Origin of the sequence: Parabacteroides sp. AF21-43 (assembly GCF_003635435.1) — a bacterium.
GTDB classification, from domain to species: Bacteria; Bacteroidota; Bacteroidia; order Bacteroidales; family Tannerellaceae; genus Parabacteroides; species Parabacteroides distasonis.
Genome location: NZ_QTMG01000010.1, coordinates 1 through 14,668 on the forward strand (window position 1 = coordinate 1; position 14,668 = coordinate 14,668).

Genomic DNA, 14,668 nt, shown 5'->3' on the forward strand with positions numbered 1-14,668 from the left:
CAACGGATATCGGGTACATTATAATATAGCACACGCAAAAATACCGACTGCTCACGGAAACGATATAGCCGGTACCCTTGCCATCATAGCGGTAATACTGTGCCACTACGATGGCACGGCCCTGCCACACGGATGGCACAGCGTTGCCACTGTGATGGCACGACCGTGCCAAAGGCGATAAATAAACTGGCACTGCAAACAATTGATAAACAAACATATGCTAGCATGAAAATTTCCCCAGAGGAGACATCTAAAAGACAGGGGACTTTATCTTTTATCTAGATATCTAAAAACAGAATAAGAATCTGCCGTTTTTTTTCATATATTTGAGGTCTCATCTAAATATAAACAAATAATGAAGCACTTGAGTTCCTCTATTTTATTGGGGCTTGGGTTGTTTTCCTTCTTCTCCTGTAAAGAAGCGACAGCGCCCGCCCCTATCCTGCCCGTTCCCACGCCGGCACAAGTTGAATGGCATAAGATGGAAACATACGCCTTTGTCCATTTCGGATTAAATACGTTCAATGATCTGGAATGGGGTTACGGAAATACTCCCGCCTCCACATTCAATCCAACGGATCTGGATTGCGATCAATGGGCGCAAACAATCAAAGCCGCCGGATTGAAAGGCGTAATCTTAACCACCAAGCATCACGACGGTTTCTGTCTATGGCCTACCGCCACAACCGAATATAGCGTAAAGAATTCTCCTTGGAAAGATGGCAAAGGGGATATGGTAAAAGAACTATCCGACGCTTGTAAGAAACACGGGCTGAAATTCGGTGTCTATCTCTCCCCTTGGGACAGAAACAGTGAGAACTACGGACAACCGGGATATGTAGAGAAATTCCATGCCCAATTACATGAATTAGTCTCCAACTATGGCCCGTTGTTCGAATACTGGTTTGATGGGGCAAACGGTGGCAATGGCTGGTATGGCGGCACGAATGAAACCCGTGCTATAGACGCCAAGACCTATTATCAATATGAGCGGGCACGAGACACGATCAAGGCGCACCACCCGGACATCATGGTTTTCGGAGGGACAGTACCCGATATCCGCTGGATCGGTAACGAGGAAGGTTGGGCCGGTGATACCCAATGGAGCATCTTCGCCCCGGAACCCTCCATGCCTACTTTCCAACAGAGTGTATGGGGAGATGAGAACGGACCGATGTGGCTAGGTGGAGAATGCGATGTATCTATCCGTCCGGGATGGTTCTATCACTCCCGGGAAGATCACCAAGTCAAATCTCTGGCAAAATTAGTCGATCTTTATTACCGAAGCGTCGGGCATAACGCCAATTTTCTATTGAACTTCCCCGTAGCGTTGAACGGAAAAATAAGTCCGGTAGACTCCGCCCGTGCCGTACAATGGTATCAAACCATCCAAAATGACTTTAAGGAGAATCTTTTGAAAGGGTGTTACGTACAAGCGAGCAATAAAAGAGGACGTAATTTTAGTCCCAATAAGGCAGTAGATGGGGATTGGGATACCTATTGGGCTACGGACGATGGAGTAACCAGTGGTTCATTGACTTTCACGTTAACCCATCCTACCGATGTAAACCGCTTGGTAATACAAGAATATATCCCATTAGGACAACGAGTACGCTCGTTCAATATCGAACTCGAGCAAGGGGGTAAATGGATTCCGGCACAGACCGTGGATTCTACGACAACTGTCGGCTATAAACGAATTGTCCGTTTCCAGACCGAGAAAGCGGAGAAGATACGCATCAACTTCACGGACGCCCGCGGGCCGCTTTGTATCAATAACGTGGAGGCATACCTTGCCCCCGCCTTGGTGACCGAGCCAACGATTGCCCGTAATATCAATGACGAAGTAACCATACAGGCCGGGGATAAAGGCTCCGAGGTTCATTATACCACCGACGGTTCAGATCCGACCAAGGACTCACCGCTTTATCAGGCGCCATTCGCTTTCGCTCAAAAAGGAACTGTCAAGGCGATTGCCTATGATCCGACTTTCGATACAGTCAGTCCGGTTTCCGCGCAAACGTTCGATATTCCTGCTTGTGATTACACGATCGTATCACCGAAAGATGAGAAAACCAGCCTGATCCTAGACGGAAACGGCTACACAACCTACTATTTGCCACAAGGGAAACAAGAGTTAGTCGTACAATTAGCGAAAGAAATGCCTATATCCGGATTCCGCTACACCCCGAACCAAGGACGTGACGCAAGCGGTCATATCTCCAACTATCAATTATATATTAATGGAAAGAAGGTGGCCGAAGGCGAATTCTCCAATATCAAGGCTAACCCGATCGAGCAAGTCGTACATTTCCCGATAACGAAAGGTAACCAAATCCGTTTGGTCGCAACCCGTATCGTAGATAATAAAAAGCAAGCGGGTATCGGTGAATTCTCGGTAATTACGGAAAAATAAAGAATATCTAATAAAAGCAGAAGGGACCGCCTCGAAAGTTTAATTTCCAGAGGCGGCCCCTTTTAATTATTTATCAATCTTTTATTTATCCTTGAAGGTACCGGTTCATTTGCTTATACACGGCACGTATATTTAATGGTTTAGATATATGAGCGTTCATACCGGCCTCCCTACTTTTCTGCACATCCTCAGCGAAGGCGTTGGCTGTCATAGCGAAGATAGGAACCTTTTGAGCATCAGAACGCCCTAATGCCCGGATACATCGGGTAGCCTCATAGCCATCCATATGAGGCATCTGCACATCCATCAATATCAAATCATAATATCCTTCGGCAGATTCCTTAAACATCTCTACGGCCTGTACCCCGTCCTCAGCACTCTCCACCGACGCACCGGTAACTCCGATCAATTCCTCCGCTATCTCCCGGTTAAGCTCATTGTCCTCAACCAATAAGATCCGTTTACCTTTGAAGTCATAATCAACAGCATAACAATCCTTCGCAAGGTCATTCCTCCCATTAATATCGGAAAAACGAGTGGGCTTACCCGATTCCTTTATTTTGCCGAAAGGCAGATCAACGGTGAATGTACTGCCACTCCCCTGCACGCTCGTCACATGTATGCCACCACCCATCAACCCTGTGAAACGCTTAACGATAGAAAGCCCTAATCCTGTACCTCCATATTTATAAGTAACATCCACATTTTCCTGTTCGAACGATTCGAAGATTTTATCATAGTTCTCCTCGGCTATACCACATCCCGTATCGATTACCTCGAAACGAAGGTAAACATTCTCTTGATCCTCACCTGTTTTAGATACCCGAAGTTTAATCATTCCCTTGGCCGGCGTAAATTTCAGCGCATTCGATAACAGGTTGGAGAGAACTTGATTCAAGCGCAAGGAGTCTCCTATAATCTGTACTTCCAGATCACTAGCCAATATCGTCTCATAGCTGATCCCTTTACTCTTGGCCTGCTCGCCATACAGATTTTCAAAGTCCTGCAAGAATGCCCGGAAATTAAAGCTCTCATGTCGAAGTTCCACTTTTCCGCTTTCTATCTTCGACATATCCAGCACGTCGTTAATGAGAGCGAGAAGATGCTTGGAAGACATGATTACTTTCTCAAGACAGTCCTTTATCTTATCGGTATTATCTATGTTTTGCATGGCGATAGTACTCATACCTACAATTCCGTTCATCGGCGTACGGATCTCATGACTCATCCGGGAAAGAAACTCGCTCTTCGCCAAGTTAGCCGCCTCAGCCCGTTTCAGGTTGCCCTGTATCACGGTCGCTTTCATCCGGGCCCCTATAGCCAGCAGTAATGCCGTAAATAGCACCGACAAGACAAACATCACGATAAACATAAATTGTAAGGGATTCGCATATATAAAGTCCGTAAGAGAGAATTCACTCACGCCGATAGATTCCAGATTCCGATTGCGTATAACAGTCCTCTCGGACTCAGAAAGATTATTGATCGCCTTGTTGAGTACGGTTAATAAATCCGGGTCAACCGGGGTAGGTAACGCAAAACTTATCGCACTCTGATCATTGACCAATGTCACAGGAGCAAGATTGGTGAAATGATAACGCGAAATATCCTGTTCCATTTTAGAGGACAATCCATAGATAAAATCAGCCTCTCCGCTATTGACAGCGGCTAATGCCTCCTTAATGCCCGGATAGGACCGAATCTTCTCCGCAGATATGCCACTTGGAAATCGCTGACTTTCCACCAAAGCACCAACCAAACCCGGAGCGGGATAACTACAGGCTTTATTGCGTACTATGATATTGTTCGCACTCACATAAGAGGCTGAAAGCGCAAGCCCTAGCTGGGCCGCATCGTTCTCATCTCCCAAGAAAAAGCCTAAGATATCAGCTTTCCCTCGTTGTACCAGATGGACCGCATCACTATAATTCTTCGCATACACATACGAAAAATCCAAACCCGTAAAGTCCTTGATCTCATCCAATACATCCACCATGATACCGACATGGTTCTTCTGGGAGGTTTCTTTACAATAAAAAGGATACCAATTCTCCGGAACGGCTACCGTGATCGTTTTCCTTTTCTTGACATATTCCAGATCCCGGTCACTAAATTGGATATTTACAAGTCGGGCAGGAAAGTTAGCGGCATAACGCTCTGCCGCGAAATTTGGATTGGCATCCAAGATCCGTTCCAAAGCCATATTCAAACCATCCAATACTTCCTTATTACCCGGATTGGTTACGATATAATAGGGTTGAGAATTATATGTAGCGATCACCCGTACAGAATCGTGATTGTAAATAATGCCACTCAACAGCAAGTCTATCTCTCCATTCATTAAATAAAAATATAATCCCTCGTCGTTCTTCTGCATATCTTTCAAGCTGTAATATTGGAACTTACAGTCTAATCCGTTGATAGCCAAAAACTCCTTGAGGCGGCGAATATTTTCTTTCGCATTCTCATATACACCGATGGTTTTCCCGTTCATACTCTCCAAATTATAGCTATGGATAGTACGATCGTCAGAACGAGCAAGCAACAAAGAACGGCTATATCCCATATTGTAATCCGGATAAGCATAATATTTCTCTAAACCGGGTATATAATAGTTTCCACCCATCAATTCATACTGACCTGCGATAAATTCATTCAACACGGTTTGCCTATTCGTATCAATGTACTCGTATTCCCAACCGGTATATTTGGCAATCTCATTGAGATAGTCCACGAGCATACCATGATGACTACCGTCCTCCGCCGTCCAACTCATGCCTACCACCTGCGGAAAGGCAACCCGGAGCACACGTTTTTCACTTGTCCGTGCTAACGTAGACAAATGAAACGCCAGCATTATAAATACTAACAAACTTATAGTTATACCATGACCCACATATCTCAGAAGTAAATTCATTATAATGTATATCTTTTATTATCGGCTTTCCCGATGATAACAACCCCTAGACCTCTCCGCAAAACAACGGTTTATTTAGGATAATGCCTATTCATTCTGGTGAACAAAGCTTTTGCGTACCCCAAAACAGAGTACGCAAATATACTACTTTTTATATCACAGCGGATTATAAAATAATTGATTTTTAAAAGAAGATACTATAAAAACAGAAGGGACCGCCTCGAAGGTAAAACACCTCGAGGCAGTCCCTTTCCTAAATCCCAACAAACTTTTATCCCATCGAACTATTGATTACCTGTGTGGTTTTCTCAAAACTCTTCTTTAAGACCTCCTTTACATCCATGGTTTCCCAATATCCCTTATTAAAAAGCTCTACGGATAACCCACCCCGGAAACCGGAGTCGTATAGCAAAGGAAGTACCTTATTAAACGGGCAAATACCATCTCCCGGAAACACCCGATCCGAATCTCTCAACTCCGTACGAGGAGGCAACTCCGGATAATCGTTGATATGAAAAACCGGAAGGATCTTACCATTTATCAAGCGTAAACTATCAAAACTATTTCCTCCTCTGTACAAATGGTAGAAATCCAATAAGACAGAAGCCCGCGAATGCCCGGAGGCGATCGCTATCGCCATGGTATCCGATAATTGATTCAGAACCCCGGCTCCCCATAGTTCCAATATCGGAGTGACACCCATCTCATCCCCTAAATCCAGTATCGCCCGATAGCGTTCGGAATACTCTGGCAACCGTGTACGATCCAGTTGAGTAACTCCTTGAGCAGGAGCGGCGATAAATTTACCGCCCAATCCCGCTACCATCTCCATATCATGCCGCATTTGGTTTAGCCCTTCCTTCCGTTTCGAAGGATCATCGGCAAACCACGAGGCAAAACCGATCATATTCTCCAATAAAAGCCCGGAACCTTCCAGCTGACGCCTGAGTGTCTCATAAGTTCCCCCTTGCTTTACGAACGCATCCACATCACGGGTCCATAACTCAATTCCCTCAAAACCAGCCTCGGCACATAAGTCAATCTGTTTTTGAACAGGAAGTTTATAACCCGCTATCGTAGAGACATTGAGACAGACACGGAAAGGACGTTTCGAAGAGGATGCTTCGGGTGATGGCTCCTCTTTTTTCTTCGGAGCGCAAGAAGCCAAGCCTGCGAACGTACTGCCCAAAACCGCCAGACCGGTAGTCCGAAGCATATTACGTCTTGAAATCTTTTTCTCAAGCATAACACTCTCGTTTTAAATTAAACCTCCAAAGATTTACGGGCCTCCCGGTCCGGATCATTCCGAGCCTCACACGTATTATTCAAGATCATCACCTCTCCATTTTCTTCCGTGTATTTCGGCCAAACGGGTAACTCTCCTCCGTTCGGATCTCCTGTCCGCATGAAATTCAACAAAGCGCCAGACATCTTATCTGACAACGCACGAGGTACCTTACCTCCACCCGTATGAGTAAACATCCGATCCGTATTTTTAAACCAGAAACAGATATCCGAGCAATGGAACGCACGCATACGGTTATTAAACAAGGGCGGACACCAGCCAAACCAAGCTACATACACAGGCTGGCCTTGCTTTAATTTTGCGTTAGCCGCCTCAACCACTCGTTGACGGGAAGACAAAATCATCGCCCAAAGCTCCATCGGAGTCTTATCCGGGAAATTCTTGGCGAAAGCCTTCACGATCGATTCCGCTTTATCACCATATTGACTTCTCAGTTTCTCGATCACACCGTCTTGAGTGATTTTTTCCAAGGCCGCATCCGCCCTGTTCGGGTTCCATTCATGGAAAGTCGTACAGAATATCATCGGGACGACAGGAGACTCCAAATGGCTCTCACCGGAGTAGAATACACCGGCCGGAATATTCCGGTCATCAGCAACAGGGCCAAAAGTCCGTCTCATGCTAATCCCTTGATCTTCCCAGCACTTTTTACAAGCCCTATCCGCTATATCCAAATATTCCCGCCAAGGTATTCTTTGCAATTTATCCAGTTGGGAAGCAGTCAGCCCCGCTTCTCTCAAAATATATTCTCCCACCTTCCGGGTCATCACCTGATCGGAAGCTCCTACCGTAGATCCACTTAAAGCCACGGCTCTATGGATCAAACCTTTTGCCGCCGGCATAGCGGCTACTGTACAGACCTTAGAACCTCCTCCGGATTGTCCCATAACCGTTACGTTCCCGGGATCTCCACCGAAATTGGCGATATTATCATGAACCCATCGCAAGGCGGCAATAATATCTAACATCCCCACGTTTCCGGAATCCTTATACGCTTCTCCACCAACACCAGATAAGTCAGAGAAGCCAATCGGCCCCAACCGATGATTAATGGAACAGAATACGATATCTCCTTCCCGGCTTATATTCTCTCCATGATATCCATCCTGCTCGATCCCACTACCATTTGTAAAACCACCGCCATGCAGCCACACCAATACGGGACGTTTCTTACCATCCGCAATGCCCGGTGTCCATACATTTAAATATAAGCAATCCTCACTCACATCCCAGTAGTTCCAATGATCGGCAAAAGTTCCGTAATTATTGGGCCACCGGTTCTCCATACGTTGCGGCGCCGTATTCCCATAAAAAACCGCCGGTCTCACATCTGTCCACGGCTCTGGCTTTTGGGGAGGCATAAAGCGATTTTTTCCCGACGTATCAGCCCCATAAGGAACTCCCAAGAACGTATATACATGATTCAGCAGATATCCCTGCACCTTCCCATACTCTGTCTGGGCGATGGCGATATCGTCACCGATAAATAGGAATTGATCGTCATCACTCACTTTCCCTCTTTTATCACGGGAATCCCCAGAAGGGGCACAAGAAGAAGTCGATATCAAACTTCCCATACTCAACGAGGCTGTGCCCAATCCTAAGTTTCTTACGAATTGTCGTCTGTTTATTTTCATAATCTCTTAATTCATCTCAACGACCAATACCTCTTTAGATGCCAGCTTCAAGCTGTCCTTAAATAAGATCGTTCGTTTCGTTATTATATCCTTTCCTTCTATTCCCTCTTTTAAAGATTCCTTATAACGGGCAAGTGGAAGATCAACTTCATGATTAGCTCCATTAATAATGACCATGACACTTTTACCCTCTAGATAACGCTCATATACATACACTCCTAATTGTGGCATATAATGTTTCATATTACCTTCAGAAATGATCTTATTGCCCTTCCTCCACTTCAATAAAGTCTGTAAATAATCCCAAGCCTTATTCTGTAGGTCGGAACGTCCTTCCCTCGTAAACCAATTCTGAGAATCTCCAGGCCACCCTCCTGGAACATCTAAACGTATATTCCCATCCCCACCCGGGCGACTTTTCGTCCCAGACATTAACAATTCATGTCCATAATATAATTGAGGAGTGCCAGGGATTGTTAATAAAAAGGCAACCCCTTGTTTATAACCATCTAAGTCTTTAGGCTCCGAACGTAAAAACCTATCAGTATCGTGATTATCTAAAAAACGCAAAACATTTTTAATATCTGGATACACGAAATCATAACACAAATGATCATAGATTTTATCTAATCGCCCTTCCGGTGAAGACTTGTCATTAAAGATATCACTTGCAATACTCATCAGAGTAAAATCCATCACAGACTTCAGTTCCGTATCTTTTCCAAAATTAAGTTTACACCCTTTTTGCCACCAAGCCGTACCAATCGTATAATTAGTCCAAATCTCACCAACTATATTAAACTGAGGATATTCATTCATGATTTGGATATTCCACTCACGCATCATATCAAAATCGGAATATGGATATGTATCTTGCCTAATCGCATCAATCCGAGCATACTCAATCCACCATATAGAATTCTGAATAAGATATTTACCAACATGAGGATTTGCTTGATTCAAATCTATTCCAAATCCTGCATATTTCATTACTTCAGAATCATAAGTTGATGCATAATTGTCATAGAAAATAGCCTTAGCATGATTCCCCCTTTTAGAAGGACTTACATTAAACCAATCCTTAGATGGCACATCTAGCACCCAAGGATGATTTGCTCCAATATGATTAAAAATCATATCCATAACAACCCGTAATCCCTTTTGATGCGCTTTATTTATCAATCGAAGGTAATCTTCATTTGATCCTAGACGCCTATCCACATGAAACATATCCGTTGAGAAATAGCCATGATAAGAACCTCCTTTCCCATCATTCTCCAACACGGGATTTAACCATATAGCTGTTACCCCAAGGTCCACAAAATAATCCAAATGATCTTCGATCCCCTTCAAATCACCTCCATGTCGAGCCCCAGGCTTACTACGATCCATCACATATTCCGTTGACATAGAAATCTGATCATTCGATTGGTCACCATTAGCAAAACGGTCCGGCATAATTAAATACAACACATCCGAAGAATCATATCCTTGTATATCATCTGTACTCTCCTTGCGCTCTTTCAGCTCGTAAGCATATACGAACTTCTTTTCCCCATTCACAAAAGTTATATCAAATGTTCCAGAATGAGCTTGTGATAAATCTAAATATAATATTAAATAATTGGGACTATCTACCGTTACACAACTTTTTAAATAAACACCAGGTTCATTTATAACAGGATGATATTCAGAAATATGATCCCCATATACCATCAACTGTAATTCTGGATTTCTCATTCCTGCCCACCAAAACAACGGCTCTACCTTATTTATCGTTTGAGCAGCCACTGTCCCAAGTACAAATAACAGAAATGAAGTAAATATTATTATTTTTCTAATCATAGCTATAATTATTTAGATGTAAAAGCAAATAAAGGGTGAGCCAAACTCACCCTTTTTAAACAGCCAAGTTAATTCATATTAACATCAGGATTACCATTCTGCTCAACATCCGGAATCTGAAACATCACTTTATGAGAATCCCAAGCTTCACCACGAACCGACTGTTTGATACGCTTCAATTCAAATAATCTCTCACCTTGTAAAGCTATTTCCAAACGACGTTCCTTCTGTACTGCTTTAATAAAAGAAGCCCTATCAGTAGTTGTAGTATTAGCTTTGCCATAAGCCCTTTTTTCTATTTTTTGCAAAGCATTCAAAGCTTGATTCATATTTCCATTCGATTTAGCTAAAGACTCGGCATAAAGTAGTAACAACTCATTATATCCAATAATAATACCATCCATATACTCATAATCAAACTTCAGAGTATACCATGAACCGTCTATATTTTTAAAAAACGTTTTAAAACGATTATCATTTTGTTGGTCATAAGCAGCAATCAACTCATTAGACGGCCTGCTTGTGGGTAAAGCCAATCCATTCGTACGATAATCTCTTAAACCACCCCAAGAATCCTCAATCAATGACGCAGAAGGTATCATCGCTACAATTTCTTGCGTAACAGTCTTTTTTTCCGCTCTACCGAATTTAGCAGTCAAATCCTCATCAAGATCATACTTCTGAGTATTAATAACTTGTTCCGCATATTTAGCCGCATTCCCAAAATCATGTTTATAAAAATAGACTTTTGCCAATAACGCTTTTGCGCCATCAACGGTCGCTCTACCAGACTCTACTTTATTCTCTCCAGGTAAGTTTTCGATCGCATATTCCAAATCTGAGATTATTTGAGAATAAACCTCAGAGACCGTTGAACGTTGTACGACCTCAAATGCAGTAGCACGATCCATCACCCCCCTTAAACGAAGGGGAACTCCCATCTCTGCGATATCCTTAGTCTCCTCTGCATAAGGAAGGCCAAAGGCTCTTACTAAATGAAAATATCCTAATGCACGAATAAAAGATGCCTCAGCCTTAAATTGAGCTTCTTTCTGAGGATCACTCGCCAAGATACTTTCCCCTAAATCGCTAAACGCAACTTGATTCGCCATATTTATGGCATTATATGTCGCGGTCCAGGTATCACGTCCAACCGCATTTACCAAATTCATTGTATGAGCACTCATCTGAACCCATTCAAAAGTAGCCACATCTGCCACACCATCATCTGCGATCACATCAAAACCACGCAACGTCCGGCCTCCCCAAAAGCCCGAAGAACGTATTCCATTATAAGCACCCAACAATAAATTCTCCAAATCATCTACCGTCTTAATACGATCATCTGTCAGTTCTAAACTATCTGGTTTTATTTGTAGAAATCCCATGTCATCACATGCCGTATAGACTAATTGGGTACTGAGTAATATTACTGCTATATATTTTACTTTCATAATCTTATTCATTTAAAAGTTAACACTTAATCCGATAGTATATGTACGAGCTTGAGGAGGTGTTAAATAAGTCACATTCAAACTCAAATTCCTCTTCTGAGCTGAATCGACATCACGCATAATCTCAGGCTCACCACTATATTTATTATAGTATTCACTAAATAAAGTCAATAAATTAGTTGCTTGAGCATATAATCGAATATCCCTTATATTAAACTTCTTGATTCTAATACCTTTGAAAGTATAACCCACATTTACATTTTTTAAACGTAAGAATCCCGCATCATGTAGATATTCAGTTGTATTTCTCGCCAGTTCAATGCCACTTTTTCCTAAACTTACCCGAGGTACATCTGTCACATCACCAGGTTTCTGCCATCTATCAAGAACATTACTTTTCAGATTCCAAGTGCCAACATTATTCATCTGAAATTTCTCACCATCGTCATAAATATTGCCGCCTATTTGGAATGTAAACATAAAACCGAAATCCCAGTTCTTATATGTAAACGTATTATTCAAACCTCCTACAAAATCGGAATAAGGATGGCCTACAGGCTGACGATCTCTATCCGCATTATATTCTTTAGTTTCACCAACCGGTTTCTTATTCTCATCAAGCATTTCATAAACAGGCATACCATCCTGAGGATCAACACGTAGAACCTTAACCAAATAGTTTACGCCAATAGGCTGTCCTACTAACACACGTGTATCACCTTCTCCACTTAATGCGTCTGGTCCTGCATTACCAACATCCAAAACCTTATTCTTATTATAGCTGATATTAAAATCAGTAGTCCATGTAAAATCTCTATTTGTAATATTCACGGATTTAATATTAAACTCCACACCCGTATTTCTGACTTTTCCGATATTTGCCAAGAATGCCGTATATCCCACAGATGCTGGAACACTTACATTCAAAAATAGATCTTTGGAATTCTTATTATAAAATCCGATTTCACCTGAAATCCGATTTTTTAAGAAACCATACTCCAAACCTACATCAAAAGTAGAGGTTGTTTCCCACTTCAAATCTGGGTTTTTCAAAGAATTGATATACCAATAATTATCCCCTACATACAATTGATTCGTATTCACGCTAACTGCCCCCCATTGCGCATAGTTAGGGATTTCCGCATTACCAGTAATACCAAAACCTGTTTTCAATTTCAACAAGCTTACAACCTCGTTATCTTTTAAAAAGTCCTCTTCCGTGATCATCCAACCAATAGAAGCCGCAGGGAAATTACCAAATTTATTATTCTCCCCAAATCGTGACGAACCATCTCTACGGAAAGTACCAGTGAACATATAACGGTCTTTAAATGTATAATTTATACGTCCGAAAAAGGATATAAATGAGAAATCTTGATTAGGATAGCTCGTAAAAGTCTTATTCGTTTCATCATAAGCCGGATTATTAAATAACCAATCTTCTTTTCCTTGCTCAAATACGACATTCGTATAATTCGATACTCGTGTAGATTTCAATGCTTCTGTTCCCAACAAGAAATGAAAACGATGTTTTTCATTAATCGACAAGCTATAATTCAAGAGTGCTTTCGCATTCCAATTTGTCTCATAACGATTTGTCACATTACTATTCGGTTTTGTTGATAATTCTTTCGTTCGTAAATAATTAGACTCATTATCTCGATAATCTATATTACCTTCTAGCCGCAATGACAATCCTTTGATTATCTGTAAGTCAGCATATAAACTTGCCATTGTACGTTGGGTAAATATTCTACGTCTTTTCTCATTTGCCTCCGTCACCGGATTTGTTGATTTAGGAAAAACATAATAACTACCATCCGAATTATAGGCTGGGAAATAAGGCAAAGCCGTACTTATGGCACGTCCCCAACCACCATCCCAACTTGAAGGAGTGGGTCGATGATCCGTGTGAGAGAAACTAAAATTTCCACCTATTTTTAAAATGTTTATAGGCTTATAATCAATATTAAGGCGTACGCTCGTCCTTCCGAAATGATCATTCACCAAATATGAATTCTCTTCTACATTAGAAACCCCTAAATAAGTCTGTATTTTCTTATTACCCCACGATACCGATAAATCATTGTAGGTAGAAATTCCTGTTCTCGTAATAAGATCTTGCCAATCCGTATTATTTAATAAAGCTTGTTCTTCTGAATAACCACCGGGATATGATGATACAGTAGAAGGATCTGTCGCACCAGAGGGATTAAACTTATAATCATTTTCCAATGCTTCTTTATAAATATCCAGATAATCTTTAGTTTCCAACATATCAACTTTCCTATTAGTTGTTGAAAATGCAACTTTAGAACTAAAATTTATTTGAGGTTTTCCTGATTTACCACGTTTAGTTGTTATTAAGACAACACCGTTCGCACCTCTGGATCCATAAATAGCCGTTGCCGAGGCATCTTTCAATATATCAATACTTTCAATATCATTCGCATTTATAGATGACATTGGATTATCTTGTGCTGCACCCACTCGATCTCCGGCATTTTGCATGATGGGTATTCCATCAACAACAATCAATGGATCACCTCCAGCGGTAATAGAAGCGATACCTCTCACTCGAATGGCTGCACCAGAGCCAGCCAAACCCGATGTTTGGGTTACTTGTACACCAGCGGCACGCCCTTGTAAAGCGGCATCGAAAGAGCTTGTTGGAACAGACATTAGTTCCTCACTTCCAACTTTAGCGATCGATCCTGTCACATCTCTCTTATTCTGAACTCCATAGCCAACAACGACCACTTCATCTAATGTCTCCACATCTTCCGATAGACGAACATTAATATGAGTCTGATTTCCGACCTTTATCTCTTGGGAACGATAACCAATATAAGAATACACTAAAATGGCATCTCTATTAGGTACCTCAATTGAATAATTTCCATCCATATCGGAAGTAGTACCCGCAGTGGTACCTTTAATCTGTATGGTGATAAAAGATAAAGGCTCTCCTGTCTCCGCATCAGAAGCAGTTCCTGTGATCTTGATTTGCGCAAACGCTGTCAATGAAAACAAAGAAAGCATAAAGCACATAATAAATTCACTAATACTTTTACATCTCATGACATATTAAAT

General features: G+C 42.0%; 8 protein-coding genes. 2 read left to right on the top strand and 6 right to left on the bottom strand.

What is annotated here, in order from left to right; all coding sequences use genetic code 11:
- Both DWX84_RS21835 and DWX84_RS08940 read left to right on the top strand, forming a co-directional pair.
- The coding region (locus tag DWX84_RS21835) for a hypothetical protein (protein ID WP_233573926.1) at positions 1 to 181 on the top strand (181 nt) is incomplete at its 5' end.
- A gap of 174 nt (positions 182 to 355) precedes the next feature.
- The gene (locus tag DWX84_RS08940) at positions 356 to 2,416 is read left to right on the top strand and encodes an alpha-L-fucosidase (protein ID WP_005864201.1); all 2,061 of its coding nucleotides are present in this window, start codon (positions 356 to 358) and stop codon (positions 2,414 to 2,416) included.
- Between the two features lie 85 nt (positions 2,417 to 2,501).
- Here DWX84_RS08940 and DWX84_RS08945 read toward each other — a convergent pair whose 3' ends face one another.
- The 6 genes from DWX84_RS08945 to DWX84_RS08970 all read right to left on the bottom strand — a co-directional run bounded on the left by DWX84_RS08945 (position 2,502) and on the right by DWX84_RS08970 (position 14,656).
- The gene (locus DWX84_RS08945; protein ID WP_009018669.1) at positions 2,502 to 5,333 is read right to left on the bottom strand and encodes a transporter substrate-binding domain-containing protein; all 2,832 of its coding nucleotides are present in this window, start codon (positions 5,331 to 5,333) and stop codon (positions 2,502 to 2,504) included.
- A gap of 271 nt (positions 5,334 to 5,604) precedes the next feature.
- Complete coding sequence (locus tag DWX84_RS08950; protein ID WP_008781089.1) at positions 5,605 to 6,579, bottom strand: sugar phosphate isomerase/epimerase; 975 nt, start codon at positions 6,577 to 6,579, stop codon at positions 5,605 to 5,607.
- A 17-nt stretch (positions 6,580 to 6,596) separates the two neighbouring features.
- A complete protein-coding gene (locus DWX84_RS08955) occupies positions 6,597 to 8,276 on the bottom strand; it encodes a carboxylesterase/lipase family protein (protein WP_009276690.1) in 1,680 nt (559 codons plus the stop codon).
- A 6-nt stretch (positions 8,277 to 8,282) separates the two neighbouring features.
- Positions 8,283 to 10,121, bottom strand: coding sequence for a glycoside hydrolase family 13 protein (locus DWX84_RS08960; protein WP_005864194.1), 1,839 nt, complete (start codon positions 10,119 to 10,121; stop codon positions 8,283 to 8,285).
- 68 nt (positions 10,122 to 10,189) lie between these two features.
- Positions 10,190 to 11,575, bottom strand: a complete 1,386-nt coding sequence (locus DWX84_RS08965; protein WP_005864192.1) for a RagB/SusD family nutrient uptake outer membrane protein — start codon at positions 11,573 to 11,575, stop codon at positions 10,190 to 10,192.
- Positions 11,576 to 11,587: 12 nt separating this feature from the next.
- Positions 11,588 to 14,656, bottom strand: a complete 3,069-nt coding sequence (locus DWX84_RS08970; RefSeq protein WP_005864190.1) for a TonB-dependent receptor — start codon at positions 14,654 to 14,656, stop codon at positions 11,588 to 11,590.
- Positions 14,657 to 14,668: the final 12 nt, after the last annotated feature.